The sequence below is a fragment of the Robertmurraya mesotrionivorans genome (genome assembly GCF_050971805.1).
Classification (GTDB): Bacteria; Bacillota; Bacilli; order Bacillales; family Cytobacillaceae; genus Robertmurraya_A.
In genome coordinates this window covers 77,696-93,493 of sequence record NZ_JBPCCH010000003.1, presented here as the reverse complement: position 1 = coordinate 93,493, position 15,798 = coordinate 77,696, and the positions used below count along the sequence as shown (strand labels likewise).

Genomic DNA, 15,798 nt, shown 5'->3' with positions numbered 1-15,798 from the left:
GATTTGGAGGGAAATATAATGGAAAATATAACGATTTCATTAGATAGCAAGTTATCGGGAATGTTAAACGAATTAAAGGATCATTATGATGAGGAAACGAGCAAATCAGTTAGTTATGAGGAGTTAATTAAGGAGTTGATTGTGGCTCATTATTATATGGAGGTAAAGAAGCAATAAGAAAACCCCATTCACGGCTGTGAATGGGGTTTGTTAGTTGATTTACGCACTAATCTTAACAACTTTACCTTCTTTACGCTTCTTCGCGTATTCAGCAGTAGCTGTATAAAGGACGTCAGATGATGAGTTAAGAGCCGTTTCACAAGAGTCTTGTACCACACCGATGATGAAACCAACTGCAACTACTTGCATAGCCACATCATTAGAAATTCCAAATAAGCTACAAGCTAAAGGAATAAGCAGGAGTGAACCACCAGCAACACCTGAGGCACCTGCAGCAGAAACAGCCGCTAAAACACTAAGGATAAGGGCAGTACCAATGTCTACTTGGATACCTAGAGTGTGAACTGCTGCAAGAGTAAGGACAGAAATCGTAATTGCTGCACCAGCCATATTGATGGTTGCCCCTAGAGGGATAGAGACAGAATACGTATCCTTATCTAGATCTAGTTTTTCACATAATGTCATGTTAACTGGAATATTTGCCGCTGAGCTACGAGTAAAGAAGGCAGTAATTCCACTTTCTTTTAAGCATTTAAATACTAATGGATAAGGGTTTGTACGAATATTTACATAAACGATGATTGGATTCACCACAAGAGCCACAAAGAACATAGAACCAACAAGAATAAGAAGTAATTTTCCATAGTCTAATAAAGCAGATAATCCGTTTGCTACAATGGCATCATACACAAGGCCCATAATACCAATCGGTGCTAAGTTGATCACCCATTTAACAAGTTGAGAAATCGCATTTGAAAAGCTTTCTAACAAGTTTTTTGTCGAGTCATTGGCACTGCGTAGGGCAATACCAAGAAGGATAGCCCAAGTAAGAATACCAATATAGTTGGCATTAATTAAAGCATTTACTGGGTTGTCGACTATTTTAAATAATAAGGTTTGAAGAACTTCTAGAATGCCACTAGGAGGAGCGATATCTTCTACTCCAGATGAAAGAGTTAAGCTAACCGGGAAGATAAAGCTTGCCACAACCGCAACAAGTCCTGCTAAAAATGTACTTGCAGCATATAACCCAATAATAGATTTCATATTGGTTTGTTGACCACTTCTGTGCTTAGAAATAGCATGCATAACTAGGAATAGAACTAACACTGGGGCAACAGCTTTTAGTGCACCTACGAATAATGAACCGAAAATAGATACCCATTTTGTCGCATCCGGAATGGCTAAAGCAAAAATGATTCCGATAATCATGCCTACGAGGATACGTTTGACAAGGCTCACTTCGTTCCACTTAAGAAATAGATTTTTCATTTGACCCTCCGATTTTTTATAATATTATGATGAAGACAAAGAACAAAGCTATTGCTTTGCTGCGTTAATATCTGTTAGTTTAACATGAATATTATAAATTGTGAAACAAATTATTATATTGAAATATTCGAATTTTTGTTAAATTTATCATTATAGTGTTAATATAAAATGATTAAATGTTCAGAAAATTATATAAGTATTCCCTCTAGAATAATAATCTCGATTATTAGTGTTACAAGAACATCTTCACTCATACACTTTTCTTAATAGTATTTCTAAGGAGATGAAGGGTATGATCCATGAGATGCAAAAAGCACTTCTACTCGCTGAAAATATAAAGGGTTTTATTCGGTATGTTGAAAAGCATAAAAACAGCTTCATGGTCGAATCAGATAAAATGTATCAAGTAAAACTATTTATGAACGAATATAAATTTAAAATTATTGCGGATGAACTTCATAGAATCAACCAGTTTGAATGGGATGGAAAGTACACATACTATTTAGTTGATAGTTTTCAAAAAGGACTCACCACAATTGATGAGTATGTACAACATAACTACAATGATTTGTTTATATTGACAGCCAGACTGTATACACTTAAGAATCTTAGCCATTCTTTTCAAATTCATTAGTCTATTCACTTACCTAAGAATGACAAAAAGACTATAATAGTAGTGTGTGTGGAGCGCTTTCAAACAATAGATTGATAAGGAGAGGAACTCATTGGAATGGAGCCCCCAATTACGTACACTACTTAACAGTTTTGTGGAAAAAGGTCCTGCTGGTTGTGCATGCTCAGTCTATCATCAAGGTAAACAGGTGTTTGAGGATTACATAGGATACGAAGACGTAGAAACGGAAAAACCAATTGCACTTGATACCATCTATCGAATTTATTCAAACACAAAAGTGGTTACCTGTGTTGCTGCTCTTAAGCTGTATGAACGTGGGTTGTTTTTACTTAATGACCCGATTGAGAATTACCTGCCTGAATTTAAAAATCCGCTCGTATACCGAAAAAATGAATCAGGGGAAATATACACTTCTCCTGCTTCTAGTTCTATTAAAGTGAAAGATCTTTTCACTATGACATCTGGATTAACTTATGAAGGGGATGGGAACGAAACAGAGCGTCAGGTGAAAGAGGCTTTGAAACGTGTCATGGAAAGCGGAGATACTAATCAATTCGACACTCGATCCCTATCCAAAATGCTTGCAGAGATTCCACTAGCCTTTGATCCAGGTACGAAATGGCAATACGGCTTTAGCCATGATATTTTAGGTGCATTAGTGGAAGTTCTGTCAGGAAAAACATTCGGCGAGTTTTTAAAAGATGAAATTTTTGACCCACTTGAAATGAAGGACACATTCTTTAAGATTCCAGAGGGGAAAAGTGATCGTCTTTGTAGTCTCTATGATCGAAGTGAAAACGGTGTATTAACTAAAAATAGATTAATTGATGGGAATTACCAGCCCGGAACCATGTTCGAAAGCGGTGGAGCTGGGTTGCTATCAACTCTAGATGATTATAGTCGCTTTGCTCATATGCTCGCGAATGGCGGCGAGCTTGACGGGGTGAAAATATTAAGTCGGAAAACTGTAGAACTAATGTCCAGAAACCATTTACAACCTGAGCATTTTTCAGACTATAACTGGGAATATCTTAAGGGTTATGGATATGGATTAGGAGTCAGAGTATTAATGAATCCTGCTGAAGCCGGGAGCAATAGTTCAGTAGGAGAGTTTGGATGGTCTGGCTTAGCGGGAACATGGGTATTAATCGATCCAAAAGAGAAACTGTCAGCCGTATATATGCAGCAAATGTTTCCTAATTTTGAAGCATACCATCAACCACGGCTTCGATCAGTAATTTATGGGGCATTATAAATTAGAAAGTGCTTGGTTTACCCTGAGTATGTGTTACAATGAAATTCCTTGGCAGGGGCAACTATTTTATATATATGAATATGTAAGGAGCAGGGGACTTAATGTATATTCCCCTGCTTTCTTGTTTTTCTATGAAGAAACCTGTTGGAAGTTCTTAAAGTCAAATTATTACTATTAGGAGAGTTTCACAATTCTACTATAAAAAAGTTTATAAATCATAGTTTCTCCACAAAAATGATGAAAATGATCTTGTTTTTTAGTTTATCGTGTAGGTATTTTTAAAAATATCCATCAATTATAATCTAATTACAGATATTTCTGAACATTCTTGAATATTTCCTCTCCGCTTATTTTGGACTGTATTCCTTAAAGGTTCTTGGTTATTTCTTTTGGATATTTTGAAAGCGGATACAAAATAATGGGAGTTAACTGTTTGAGTTTTTTTAGTGGAGGTGAAAGATAAAGTTTTTTTATTTATTAACACAAATTATTTTCGAACTATTTTTACTTTCTGGGTTATAGGAGATTCGGTATGTTGCAATTAAACATGATTAAAAGGGGGACTAAAGATGAAAAAGTTTTGTAAATCTATTTGTTCGTTTAGTTTGATGTTAATTTTAGTCATAGCTTTGTCTGCTTGTAACACGGAAACTTCTAGCAGTAATGATAAAAAAGATGGTGACGGTGAAAAAGAGGTTATAAAAATTGGAGCTATTTTTGCCGAAACCGGTCCTGCGTCTACTTTAGGAAAAACTCAGGCGAATTATGTGAAGCTCATCCAGAAGCAATTAGATGAAGCAGGATCAATCAATGGAAAGAAAATTGAAATTATTATGCAAGACTATGAAACGGACGATACAAAAGCTGTAATTGCTACAGACAAATTAATCTCAGAAGGGGTAGTTGCGGTTGTAGGTGCTACTCAAGCTAGTACCTCAATGGCAATCTTACCAAAGATTTCTAGTGCGGGAATACCATTAATGACTGTGGCTCCTGTTAATCCTGAAGCGAAAGATATTTTTCAAATGGCACCAAGTAACTTAACGAATGCGAGCTTAATAATTAAATTCTTAAAAGAAAATAATATTTCAAAAGTAGCCTGGATTAATGCCCGTGATGGGTTTGGGGTAGAAGGTCTCCCTTCCTTTGAAAAGGTAGCAAAAGAAAATGACATAAAAATCGTGGCACATGAGGAATTTGATGCAACTGCTACGGATATGACGGTTCAATTAACAAATATTCGGAAAGAGAATCCGGAGGCTGTAATCGTTTGGTCAAGAACACCAGGTGCTGGAATCGTAGCTCGTAATTTTAAAGCTCTCGGGTTTGATATCCCTATGATTCAATCTTCTGCCTCTGCAAATAAAGGGTTCTTAGACCAAGTGAAAGATAATAATGAAAATATCTACGTAATTGGTAGTAAATTAAGTGTTGTTGATCAGTTACCAAATGGAGAGCAAAAAGACCGATTAGAAAAGTTCCGTGAGGATTATCGTACAATGTTTAATAGTGATCCTGATAATTTTACCGCACATGCAGCGGATGGGTTCAATCTATTAATTGAGGCGATTAAAGCAGGAAATACTACCTCTGAAGATATTCATAATTACTTACAGACAGAAGTCAATAAGTACTCTGGGTTAACGGGTTCATTCGAATTACAATCCGATTATGTAGGACCTTATGAAGATGGATTTTCAGTTCTTGGTATTGAGAATAATGAATGGAAGTATTATGAGTAGAATAGTTCCAACGTTGTTTTTTATAGAGTATCTAAACCGTAAGAATAAAAAAGACCAATGGCAGAAACATAGGTTCTGCCATTGGTATTAAGAAAGGAGTACCTCCATGGAATTACTCATGCAATATATCGTAACGGGGCTAACAGTTGGAAGTATCTATGCTTTACTAGCAATCGGTTTTGTGACTGTCTATAACATTACCGGAATATTAAACTTTGCCCAGGGTGAATTTGCGATGATTGGTGCGCTGACTTGTATTACTTTTGTGAATGCAGGGCTACCAATGTATGCATCTATTATTTTAGCTATCCTTATCTCAGCTACCATAGGGTTAATAGTGGAACGTACGGCTATTCTACATGCTAGAAATACATCAGTCATTATCTTAATCATTATTACAATAGGAATTTCCACCTTCTTAAAGGGGATGGGATTAATTATATGGGGGACCAATCCGAAGCAACTTGCTCCCTTAATTAAAATGGAACCTATTCATTTTATGGGTGCTGTTATCAACCCACAAAGTATTTTTATTTTCATCGTTTTATTGATCCTGTTAGCTGTACTATACGTATTCTTTGAAAAAACCTATATCGGTTCCGCATTAAGAGCTTGTGAAAAGAATCCACGTGCCGCAAAACTTATGGGGATAAATACAAGTACCATGTCAGCCTTGGCTTTCACTTTGGCTGCCGCATTAGGGGCAATTGCTGGTATTTTGATTACCCCTATTACTGACGCAACTTATGAAATGGGATTTCTAATTGGTGTTAAAGGATTTGTTGGGATGGTCATTGGTGGAATGCATAGTATTCCAGGGGCTGTAGCAGGTGCTTTACTTGTCGGTTTGTTGGAAACCTTTTCTGGAGGTTTTATCTCCACGTTTTATAGTGATGCGATAACATTTCTCGTACTGATCCTTGTTTTATTTTTTAAACCGAATGGAATATTTGCAAGAGCTTCAGGTGAAAGAGTTTAGTAGGGGGGGAATATATATGTCGAAGCTGGAAAAAGTCTTATATGGAAATCGATTGAAACCTTTCCTATTTTTAGTGGGGCTTATTTTGATTTTACCTTTCGTAGTAAAATCTTCGTATATTTTTACCATTTTAATTTTAATAGGAATCTATTCAATCGTTTCTCTAGGTTTATGTCTGTTAATTGGCTATGCAGGACAAATATCCCTCGGGCATGCAGCCTTCTTTGGAATAGGAGCTTACACGTCGGGTGTGTTAACTACTAGTTTTCAGCTTTCTCCCTGGTTAGCACTTATTATAGGAATGGTTACAACTTTTTTTATCGCTTATATAATTGGAATACCAATTTTAAAATTGAAAGGTCATTTTTTAGCTCTTGCAACACTTGGAATTAACATCATATTTTATATTTTAATATTAGGTCTGAATCAGTTGACAGGCGGAGCAGCTGGTTTAATAGGCATACCCTCCTTGTCTTTATTTGGAGTACCGCTTACAGATAAATTATTTTTCTACTTCTTTGTTTGGGGGGCTGCTTTACTTGTTCTATTATTATCACTAAATATCGTCCGCTCTCATGTAGGTAGAGTGTTAAGAAGTATTCATGACAGTGAAATAGCAACAGAGACACTTGGAGTGAAAGTGGAGAATTATAAAGTTGCTATTTTTGCATTAAGTGCTGCTTTTGCATCGCTAGCAGGAAGTATGTATGCACACTATATTACCTTTGTTGCTCCACCTACATTTTATATAACAAAATCAATTTTGTTTTTAATTATGGTAATGGTTGGAGGCGCAAGCTCCGTTTGGGGTGCGATTCTAGGAACAACAGTTATTATGTTTTTGAATGAGATCATTCGCTTTGTAGGACACACTTATTTTGGCATTAGTGGAGAAGTGGAGATTGTTGTCTACGGATTAATTATTATTTTGATTATGATGTTTTTACCAAAAGGGCTGATGCATGTTATTTCGAAACCGATTCAAAAGCTTAAGCACAAAAAGAAAGTAAGTGTAAAGGCTCATAAAGATATGATTTCTCAAAAAGGAGTTTAATAGGTCATGTCAAAACTACTTGAAGTAAGGGGATTAACAAAACAATTTGGTGGAGTTACAGCGGTCTCTGATATCAGTTTTGATGTAGGAGCTGGAGAAATCGTAGCAGTCATTGGACCAAACGGTGCAGGCAAAACAACTTTATTTAATATGATTTCTTGTTTTCTTTCTCCGACAAATGGAGAAGTAAACTTCAAAGGAAATAAATTGACAGGACAAAAGATTCCCCAACTAGCTCACTTAGGGATATCAAGGACATTCCAGAATTTACAAATTTTTCACAATTTGACTGTCCTTGAAAATGTAATGATGGGTGCTCATGTCAGGTTGAAAACCAATGTCGTGAATGTTGCCTTCCGACTCCCAAGGGTTTTAAAAGATGAAAGAATTGCCTATGACCTAGCATTAGATGCGATTCATTTAGTGGGCCTAGAAGAATTAATGTTCGATCAGGCAGGCCAGTTATCATATGGCCTTCAAAAGCAGTTGGAGTTTGCAAGAGCCATTGTTTATAAACCAGATTTAATTATGTTAGATGAACCAATGGCAGGTTTGAATGATTACGAAACCAGTCGAATGGCAGGTTATATTAAAAAGTTGAAATCAGAAGGTAGTTCCTTTTTATTTGTTGAACATAAGATGGCGACGGTGATGGAGCTTGCTGATCGTATAATCGTCCTTGATTTTGGAAAGAAGATCGCGGAAGGAACTCCTGAAGAAATACAACAAAATGCAAAGGTAATTGCTGCCTATCTAGGAGAGGAGGTTGTCTAATGCTGAAGGTTGATGGCGTAAGTACCCATATTGGAAAAATAAAAATTCTTCATGAGATCTATTTTCAGGTGGAAAAAGGACAAATTGTCTCAATTATCGGTGCAAACGGTGCTGGGAAAAGTACGCTGTTAAATACGCTTGCTGGACTTTATCGGCCAACATCTGGAACGATTACTCTTGAAAATGAAGTTATAAGCGGCTATCCAGCTAATAAGGTAGTTGAAAAAGGCTTAAGTCTCGTTCCGGAAGGCAGACAAATCTTTTCTAACCTTACTGTAAAGGAAAATTTATTGCTTGGAATGTTTTCGAAATATTATAAGGAGAAGAAGCTAGCAGAAGAAAATTTAACGAAAATACTTGATATGTTCCCTGGTTTAAAGAAACATTTAAAAAACCTTGGTGGAAATTTAAGTGGTGGGGAACAGCAAATGTTAGCCATTGGTAGGGGATTGATGTCAAATCCTAAAATCATCCTTCTAGATGAACCTTCCATGGGTCTTGCGCCGAAAATAGTAAATGAAATACTTGATACATTAATGATAATTAAAGAGGATTTAGGAACAATGGTTATATTAGTAGAACAAAATGTGAAAGCTGCACTTAAAGTGTGTGACCAAGCCTACGTCATTGATCAGGGAAGAATGATTATAAATGGAACAAGAGACGAAATAAGCTCTAATCCTCAGGTGATCTCAGCTTATATTGGCATTAAGTCAGCAGGAGCATAAGAAAAAACGACGAATAGAAGATAAATAAATAGATAGAAAAGTTTCAGCTATTAATCCCAAAGAGTAATCTATGGGATTTTACTGTTTACTAAAAAAGGAGTATAGTATTTTTAGTTAGTAAATTTTGAAAATTTTTTGTTTTCGAAAATTAATAGTTTTTTATAGATTTATTATAAAAGTAGTAATTTTAAAATGAGGGGAATGAGCTATGCCAAATACAGTAAAAGATCGCCTTATGAAAAAATTAGAAAATCATTTACGATCAACTGCCAGACAACTAGTAAAGTTTGATACTGAAGAGGAAGTACTACAATATTTGACAGCTTCGTTTCAAAGTGAGCTATATTGTGATTTTGTAGGGGTTATTTTAAATGAAACAGGAACCTTTGTGACAAAAGCTTGGAGTGGAAACGTACCAGAACTGACCAATTATTTTCCCCTTGAACAAAAGTATTGCTCTAGCAGACTTCTCCGACAAAGCCTAACGAATGAAAACGCTGATCCTCCTGAAACCTGTAATTTATCTAAAGTACTTAAAGAGGCAAAAATAAAAACATGGTTTACTGTTCCTTTGTATGAAAGCGATTCCAATTTAGGTTTTTGTATCATTGGGTTCCTAAACTATGTTCCACTATTAGAAATGGAGGCTCCTTTTGAAGAATTTGGAAAAGATATTGCTGTGGCAATGGAAATGGCTAGGGAAAAGAAATCACAGTTAAAAAAGATCGAAGGGATTGAATGGATTGGCAAAAACCTTTCTCTTAATGCTCCTATTGAAAAGCACATTGCAGAGTTAACATTAAGAGCTGGAAAAGGAACAAATGCTGATTTTGCTTGTATTTATTTATATGACGAAAAGCAAAATTGTTTTATATTCCAACCGCCTTCCTATGGAGAGAAACAACATCCTGATACAATTATGATTGAAGATAATTATATGCTGAATAAATATTTTCCATTTCTCGAGAAGCCTGGAGGCACTCAACTAACCATCCCTTTAATCATAGAATTACGTACAATTGGAGTATTGCATATCGAGAACAATAAAGAAGATGTTTTTACGGAAAATGACTTAAGACTATTAGAGCTATTATCTAACCATGTAGCGACCATTTTAGAAAATGCACGACTATTTAACAGTGAGAAGGAGCATAAAAATCGCCTCCAATTTCTTTTAGATTTCCAACAAGCGCTTGTAAAAGAAACAATAGAAGTGGATGGTTTTGATGGCATTACCTCAATGCTTTCGAATCTATTTCAAAATCCAGTGATTTTATTTGATCGTTTTTTGCAGCCAATTTCAGTCCATATGAATAATAGAATCAATCAGGTTCAGCTTCTCGATCAACTTACCGAAATTGTGCAAAAAGAAAAGGGGAAATTAAGTAGTCCAGACTACTTTTTAATTAAGGATTCAGACGATCCCTCCGCCTTTTTTTCGTTCTTGATGGTACATGGGGGAGGAAGTTTACTAGGATATCTTGCCGTACGCAGATTGGGTCAAGAAATGGATGAGATTGATCGTTTAACGATTGAACTTGCTCGTAATATATATTCACTCCAATTTATTAAGCAAAAAATCGTACTAGATGCAAAAGAACAGACAAAAGATAGTTTTATTAGTAAATTATTATCTAAACAAATAGAAGATAAAGAGGGGATTTTACAGTTTGCAAATGTTTTTCAATGGGACCTTTTTCAAAGCCATCAACTATGCGTTTTGTCTATAATTTTGGATCAAGATGAAGTAAAAGGATCCAACCTTTTTGAGCAACAGTCGAAAAAGAACCTTGTATGGGATTATATTAAATCACATTTACTAGAAAAGGATCATGCCATCATAACGGCAACCCATGAGGAGAAAAATGTGTTAATAATTCCATGTGAAAATGAAGGTACACAATCGGAAAAATTTTGGCAATTACTTTATACGAAGATCAACAAGTGGGTGGGAGAAACCAATATAAGGTGCAAAGTGTTTATGGGGATTGGAGGAAAGACAAGTAACATACAAGACTACTTTTTAAGTTATCAGCAAGCCATTCAGGCACTAAATATTGTCAACAGCCGATTACGTCTAAAAGGTTATATGCTATTTGATGAACTTGGCTCATATGCGATCCTTCATCACTTGAACTACTCCATGGAAGTTGCCCTGTTTGTAAGTAAACAACTTGGACGGCTCCTATCTTATTCAGAAGGGAAAAATACCGATCTTTGCAATACTCTTCATACGTTTCTGCAAAATAATGGGAATGTTAAAAATACAGCTGAAGAGCTTTATATACATAGAAGTTCTTTGCTATATCGCCTTGAAAGAATAGAATCTCTATTAGATGTCCAGTTAAGTGATGCAGAAGTGAGATTTAATCTAATGCTAGCTTTAAAACTTCATGATATGTATGGGCAAGAAATAGAGAGAAACGTCTTATTAAGATGAAAGTTGCAATCTAAAAAATGGCCAATAGTCTTTTAATAAGATTATTGGCCGTTTTTCTAACTATTTATTTTCTTTTCCCTTTAAATGTGAATCTAAAAAGTCAATTATAAGATTAACAATTTTTGGCTGAGCCCATACATCTCCACCGTGACCAGCACCCTTTACAACATAACGAGTTGAATCTACCCCTTTATTTATTAATGCTTCATGGAGAATATGTGTTTGATTCGGTGAAACTAGCGTGTCTTGATCACCATGCATTAGTAGGAAAGGAGGGTCATCTTTTGTTACATAAGAAATTGGATTTGCTTTTGTAGCCTTGTCAGGATTGTCAAGAATGGAACCGCCCGGTCCAAATACTGCTGCCCCATTAACCCACATAGCTTCCGGGGCTGAAGGAGACTTATGAATTTCTTGCACTTCTTCCGAATATCCTTCCCCTACTTTTGTTAAATCTGAAAGTCCGTACAAATCTATAACGGCATTGACTTTACTGCTTTCATCGAGGAAATCACCCTTGTCATACTCTTTTATATCATTTGTTGTACCTGCTAATGCAGCAAGATATCCACCTGCAGAAGAACCCATGACAGCAATTTGATTAGGATCGATTCCATACTTTTCAGCGTTGGCACGTAAATAGCGAATAGCAGACTTAACATCTTCTAGTGGTGCAGGGAAAGTACTCTGAGGAGTTACCCTATATTCAATACTAGCAACAACATACCCAGCTTCAGAAATGTCCATTCTTTGTTGCAAATAATTGTCTTTGTTAGCTGCCATAAACCCTCCACCAGTAATAAATACAACTGCTGGGAGCTGATCTTTACTATTAGGTTTTAAAATATCCATTTCTAATGGATAATTTGGATATCCAAAAATAGATGGTTGAGAATAAACAACATCAGAAATTAAGCTAACAGATAATTTTTGAATGGGTACCTCTAGCTGTTTACTTGTGCTGTTTAAGGCACCTGCAATAACTGAAGTAGAAAGAAGAAGTGTTAATAAAACCGTAATGAAAAAGGTCCTTTTCTTAAAATTCATTAGTCATTCCTCCTAGTTATTAAATCTATCATTAAAACGCTTTCAGATTTGTTGAATTTAATAACATCCTCCTTTCCTTATAAAGAATTTATAGATCGTTATAGGATTAGAAACCTTATGCTAAATATAAGTGTATTTATCTTGAAAAATAAGGTCATTAAAGAGGGAAAAAAAAGTAGTTTTTCGTATAAATTGATAGTTGACAGTATAGTATTTCGGGTTACGCAAAAATAAAAATATAAGGTTTTATAAGAAGATAAATTCTTTACTATAATACGACGAAAAATCATAAGTATTTTCCTACATAGTGTAGGTACAAGGAAACAATCATTATTAGTTATAATAAATTTACAGAAATTATTAAAAATTCAAAAAAAGGAGTTGCGACAATGACCACTCAAACAATCGGTGTTGTAGGAGCTGGATCCATGGGGACGGGTATTGCAAACCTAGCTGCAATTAATGGATTCAATGTTGTATTAAGAGATATTGAGGAGCGATTTTTAGAAAACGCTTTAAATCGAATGAGTAAGTTTATGGATAAAAGTGTTTCAAGAGGAAAATTAACAGAAGAACAGAAACAAGAAGCATTAAGTCGTATACAAACAACCACTCAATTAGAGGATTTGAAGGATGTTGATATCGTAATTGAAGCGGTTATCGAGGATTTAACTTTAAAAAAGGAAGTATTCTCAAGCCTCGATCAAATTGTCCGTGAAGGTGTCATTATCGCGACAAACACATCCTCTATGTCAATCACTGAGATTGCATCGGCAACCACTCGTCCTGAACGAGTAGCAGGAATGCATTTTTTTAATCCTGCACAAATCATGAAGCTAGTTGAAGTGGTACGTGGATATAAGACTAGTGATGAAACGGTAGAAGAATTGAAAGCCCTATCTATAAAACTAGCAAAAGAACCAGTTGAAGTAAAAAAAGACTCACCAGGATTTATTGTAAATCGTATTATGCTTCCACAGTTTATCGAAGCGATCAAACTAGTTCAAGAGGGAGTGGCCTCTTATGAAGATATTGATAAAGCAGTGAAACTGGGATTGAATTACCCAATGGGGCCATTTGAGCTTCAAGATTTTGCTGGAGTAGATATCGGTTACCATGTAATGGAGTATTTTAAAAAAGAGTTTAATAACAATTTTTATGCACCACCACTTCTATTAAAGGAAATTATTCGAGCAGGAAGATATGGGAAGAAAACAGGTGCAGGATTTTACGATTACGAATAATGAATGGAGGAAAAGAGAATGAGTTATGAATTTTTACTATGTGAGATTAACAAAAATGTGGCTGTTGTTACAATTAACCGACCACCTGTAAATCCCTTGAATACAAAAGTTTTTCAAGGATTAAATACTATATTTGCTGAGCTTGAGGCAAATGATGAGGTGCGGGCAATTATCCTTACTGGAAGTGGAGAAAAAGCATTTGTTGCAGGTGCTGATATCAATGAAATGGCTAACCTTGGCCTTGTTGGAATTAATAAGATGAACAAAATTTCAAGAATGGTTTTTTCAAAAATTGAAAATTTAACAAAGCCTGTTATTGCAGCAATAAATGGTCTAGCTCTTGGTGGGGGATTAGAGCTAGCACTTGCTTGTGATTTACGGATTAGTTCAAGTAAAGCTAAGTTTGCATTCCCTGAAGTAGGTCTTGGTATTATTCCTGGTGGGGGCGGCACACAGCGTTTGCAAAAAATTGTTGGTCAGGGAGTAGCGAAGGAACTTCTTTACTTTGGAGAGATGTTTGATGCCTACCGTGCCTTAGAACTAAACATAGTTAACAAAGTAGTCCCGCCTGAAGACTTACTTGATATAGCACAGGAATGGGCTCTAAAGTTAGCCCAAAAACCACCAGTGGCTCTACAAATGTTAAAATTAGCCGTTAATACTGGAGGGAACACGGATCTTGAATCTGGTTTAATTATTGAAAGCACTTGTTTTGCAAACGCTTTCTCAACAGAGGATCGAAAGGAAGGATTACAAGCATTTATAGAAAAGAGAAAACCAATTTTTGCAGGAAAGTAAGGAAAGATTGTATCAAATGAAGTATCCATAAAAAATATGGATACTTCATTAAAAAAAAATGTTTTTTTGAGGGGTGATGAAAAGAGTGGGAAAAGATCGTAATCTATTTACGGTATATGGAATTTTGGAGTCTTCATCAAAAAATTATGGTCAAAATGAAGCATTATTTGATTTGAAAAGAGCAGTCACTTACTCACAGTTAAAAAGTGATGTTGATAAATTCGCAGTGGCTTTAACGAAACGAGGGGTAAATAAAGGGGACCGAGTTGCAGTATCCTTACCCAATTGGTACGAAACAGTTGTTATTTTTTTTGCCGTAGCAAAAATTGGTGCTATCCTTGTCCCGTTTAATCCTAAATATAAAGCTCATGAAGTGAACCATATACTGAAAAATTCTGAGCCAAAAGTAATCATTGTCTCTGAAGAATTTAACCACAATTTTGGGTTGAGAGAGGTTCTGTTTGTATTAGATGAGGTTATTACCGTCCGTTTTTGTTGGGAAGGACTCTTATCCTTTCACGAAATCATGAACGAGGAATCTATCAATCTTGGCGAAGTACCAATAGATGTAGATCAGGACGTATTTTGCATTTTATATACCTCTGGTACGACGGGAGTTCCAAAAGGCGTCATGGTTACTCATCGTAGTGTTGTACAATCTGCTAATACAATGGGTGTGGAACTCTTTTACTCCGAAAAAGATGTACAAATTCTTCCAGCTCCTTTATTTCACATATTTGGTATGGCAGTTAATTTGTTTTGCGCTGCCTTCACAGGTTCTCGTATCGTTTTATTAGAGAAGTTCCAACCAACTGAAATGCTCCGTTTAATTGAACAGGAAAAAGTAACGATTTTAAATGGCGTACCAACCATGTTTATTAAACTACTAGAAGTGGAAAACTTCGATCACTATAATTTGTCTTCGCTACGAACTGGTGTTGTAGGAGCATCCCCTATTCCACCATCAAAGGTGAAAGAAATTCGGAATCGCATGGGAATTAACCTTTGCCAATCATTTGGAATCACTGAGACGGTTACCGTTACAATGACTCCTTACGATGATAACGAAAAGAATATTACAGAAACACTAGGAAAGCCAATTCCTGGAGTAGAGTTAAGAATTGTTGATAGTAACCGTAAGGCGTTGGCGCCTGGAGAAAAAGGGGAAATCGCGATTAAGAGTTTTGGCACAATGAAGGGCTATTATAAAATGCCAGAGCATACAGCAGCAGTGATCGATCATGAGAATTGGTACTATACAGGTGACCTTGGCACTCTTAATGATCAAGGCTATTTAAAATTTGTTGGTAGAAAAAAAGAAATGATTATTCGGGGTGGACTTAATATTTACCCACAAGAAATTGAGTCTGTACTCGCAAGGCATCCAAAAATAGTAGAGTCTGCAGTTGTAGGTTTACCTGACGACACCCTAGGAGAATTAGTGTGTGCGGTTGTTCAATTGAAAAGTGGCGAAGAGTGTACGGAGGAAGAAATCATCAATTATATAAAGAACCATATTGCCTTATATAAGGTCCCTCAAAAAGTAACTTTCACAAATAAATTCCCGGTAACAGCAAGTGGAAAAATTCAAAAAATAAGGCTTCGTGAAGAAATAAGTAATAGTAATCCTACTATTCAAAGTTAAAGGAGG

At 35.8% G+C, this 15,798-nt stretch carries 14 protein-coding genes; 12 read left to right on the top strand and 2 right to left on the bottom strand.

Annotated elements, in window-relative coordinates:
• Window positions 1-18 precede the first annotated feature (18 nt).
• Entirely contained in the window at window positions 19-177 is a 159-nt protein-coding gene (locus ACRX5O_RS06900; RefSeq protein WP_433905287.1) for a hypothetical protein, read from the top strand.
• Window positions 178-219: 42 nt separating this feature from the next.
• On the opposite strand, the gene sstT is transcribed toward ACRX5O_RS06900, so the two are convergent.
• Window positions 220-1,452, bottom strand: coding sequence for a serine/threonine transporter SstT (gene sstT / locus ACRX5O_RS06895; protein ID WP_433905286.1), 1,233 nt, complete (start codon window positions 1,450-1,452; stop codon window positions 220-222).
• A 292-nt stretch (window positions 1,453-1,744) separates the two neighbouring features.
• Here sstT and ACRX5O_RS06890 point away from each other — a divergent pair, with 292 nt between their 5' ends.
• From ACRX5O_RS06890 to ACRX5O_RS06855, 8 genes are all read left to right on the top strand, one after another.
• Window positions 1,745-2,086, top strand: a complete 342-nt coding sequence (locus ACRX5O_RS06890; RefSeq protein WP_433905285.1) for a hypothetical protein — start codon at window positions 1,745-1,747, stop codon at window positions 2,084-2,086.
• Window positions 2,087-2,177: 91 nt separating this feature from the next.
• Window positions 2,178-3,341 carry a serine hydrolase domain-containing protein gene (locus tag ACRX5O_RS06885; RefSeq protein ID WP_433905284.1) on the top strand — a complete coding sequence of 388 codons (1,164 nt, stop codon included), beginning with the start codon at window positions 2,178-2,180 and terminating at the stop codon, window positions 3,339-3,341.
• 569 nt (window positions 3,342-3,910) lie between these two features.
• Window positions 3,911-5,083: an ABC transporter substrate-binding protein gene (locus ACRX5O_RS06880; protein WP_433905283.1), complete on the top strand. Its 1,173-nt coding sequence runs from the start codon at window positions 3,911-3,913 to the stop codon at window positions 5,081-5,083.
• Between the two features lie 106 nt (window positions 5,084-5,189).
• Window positions 5,190-6,062 carry a branched-chain amino acid ABC transporter permease gene (locus tag ACRX5O_RS06875; protein ID WP_433905282.1) on the top strand — a complete coding sequence of 291 codons (873 nt, stop codon included), beginning with the start codon at window positions 5,190-5,192 and terminating at the stop codon, window positions 6,060-6,062.
• 16 nt (window positions 6,063-6,078) lie between these two features.
• Window positions 6,079-7,116 (top strand): branched-chain amino acid ABC transporter permease, encoded by a 1,038-nt coding sequence (locus ACRX5O_RS06870; protein ID WP_433905281.1) that lies wholly within the window; start codon window positions 6,079-6,081, stop codon window positions 7,114-7,116.
• 6 nt (window positions 7,117-7,122) lie between these two features.
• Window positions 7,123-7,890: an ABC transporter ATP-binding protein gene (locus ACRX5O_RS06865; protein ID WP_433905280.1), complete on the top strand. Its 768-nt coding sequence runs from the start codon at window positions 7,123-7,125 to the stop codon at window positions 7,888-7,890.
• Window positions 7,890-8,618 (top strand): ABC transporter ATP-binding protein, encoded by a 729-nt coding sequence (locus ACRX5O_RS06860; RefSeq protein WP_433905279.1) that lies wholly within the window; start codon window positions 7,890-7,892, stop codon window positions 8,616-8,618. Before ACRX5O_RS06865 ends, ACRX5O_RS06860 begins: the two co-directional genes overlap by 1 nt.
• A gap of 208 nt (window positions 8,619-8,826) precedes the next feature.
• A complete protein-coding gene (locus ACRX5O_RS06855; RefSeq protein WP_433905278.1) occupies window positions 8,827-11,058 on the top strand; it encodes a helix-turn-helix domain-containing protein in 2,232 nt (743 codons plus the stop codon).
• 60 nt (window positions 11,059-11,118) lie between these two features.
• Here ACRX5O_RS06855 and ACRX5O_RS06850 read toward each other — a convergent pair whose 3' ends face one another.
• Window positions 11,119-12,105: an alpha/beta hydrolase fold domain-containing protein gene (locus ACRX5O_RS06850; protein ID WP_433905277.1), complete on the bottom strand. Its 987-nt coding sequence runs from the start codon at window positions 12,103-12,105 to the stop codon at window positions 11,119-11,121.
• Window positions 12,106-12,494: 389 nt separating this feature from the next.
• Here ACRX5O_RS06850 and ACRX5O_RS06845 point away from each other — a divergent pair, with 389 nt between their 5' ends.
• The 3 genes from ACRX5O_RS06845 to ACRX5O_RS06835 all read left to right on the top strand — a co-directional run bounded on the left by ACRX5O_RS06845 (window position 12,495) and on the right by ACRX5O_RS06835 (window position 15,792).
• On the top strand, window positions 12,495-13,349 hold the full coding sequence (locus ACRX5O_RS06845; protein WP_433905276.1) for a 3-hydroxyacyl-CoA dehydrogenase family protein: 855 nt from the start codon (window positions 12,495-12,497) through the stop codon (window positions 13,347-13,349).
• Between the two features lie 18 nt (window positions 13,350-13,367).
• Window positions 13,368-14,147 carry an enoyl-CoA hydratase-related protein gene (locus ACRX5O_RS06840; protein ID WP_433905275.1) on the top strand — a complete coding sequence of 260 codons (780 nt, stop codon included), beginning with the start codon at window positions 13,368-13,370 and terminating at the stop codon, window positions 14,145-14,147.
• A gap of 76 nt (window positions 14,148-14,223) precedes the next feature.
• The gene (locus ACRX5O_RS06835; protein ID WP_433905274.1) at window positions 14,224-15,792 is read left to right on the top strand and encodes a class I adenylate-forming enzyme family protein; all 1,569 of its coding nucleotides are present in this window, start codon (window positions 14,224-14,226) and stop codon (window positions 15,790-15,792) included.
• The last annotated feature ends 6 nt before the right edge of the window (window positions 15,793-15,798 follow it).

What these genes read in the sequence shown, in the direction of transcription:
- ACRX5O_RS06880 (WP_433905283.1), top strand. Translation starts at nt 3,911, where the DNA reads ATGAAAAAGTTTTGTAAATCTATTTGTTCGTTTAGTTTGATGTTAATT.
- sstT (WP_433905286.1), bottom strand. Translation starts at nt 1,452, where the DNA reads ATGAAAAATCTATTTCTTAAGTGGAACGAAGTGAGCCTTGTCAAACGT.
- ACRX5O_RS06845 (WP_433905276.1), top strand. Translation starts at nt 12,495, where the DNA reads ATGACCACTCAAACAATCGGTGTTGTAGGAGCTGGATCCATGGGGACG.
- ACRX5O_RS06870 (WP_433905281.1), top strand. Translation starts at nt 6,079, where the DNA reads ATGTCGAAGCTGGAAAAAGTCTTATATGGAAATCGATTGAAACCTTTC.
- ACRX5O_RS06865 (WP_433905280.1), top strand. Translation starts at nt 7,123, where the DNA reads ATGTCAAAACTACTTGAAGTAAGGGGATTAACAAAACAATTTGGTGGA.
- ACRX5O_RS06860 (WP_433905279.1), top strand. Translation starts at nt 7,890, where the DNA reads ATGCTGAAGGTTGATGGCGTAAGTACCCATATTGGAAAAATAAAAATT.
- ACRX5O_RS06890 (WP_433905285.1), top strand. Translation starts at nt 1,745, where the DNA reads ATGATCCATGAGATGCAAAAAGCACTTCTACTCGCTGAAAATATAAAG.
- ACRX5O_RS06850 (WP_433905277.1), bottom strand. Translation starts at nt 12,105, where the DNA reads ATGAATTTTAAGAAAAGGACCTTTTTCATTACGGTTTTATTAACACTT.
- ACRX5O_RS06835 (WP_433905274.1), top strand. Translation starts at nt 14,224, where the DNA reads ATGAAAAGAGTGGGAAAAGATCGTAATCTATTTACGGTATATGGAATT.
- ACRX5O_RS06840 (WP_433905275.1), top strand. Translation starts at nt 13,368, where the DNA reads ATGAGTTATGAATTTTTACTATGTGAGATTAACAAAAATGTGGCTGTT.
- ACRX5O_RS06855 (WP_433905278.1), top strand. Translation starts at nt 8,827, where the DNA reads ATGCCAAATACAGTAAAAGATCGCCTTATGAAAAAATTAGAAAATCAT.
- ACRX5O_RS06900 (WP_433905287.1), top strand. Translation starts at nt 19, where the DNA reads ATGGAAAATATAACGATTTCATTAGATAGCAAGTTATCGGGAATGTTA.
- ACRX5O_RS06875 (WP_433905282.1), top strand. Translation starts at nt 5,190, where the DNA reads ATGGAATTACTCATGCAATATATCGTAACGGGGCTAACAGTTGGAAGT.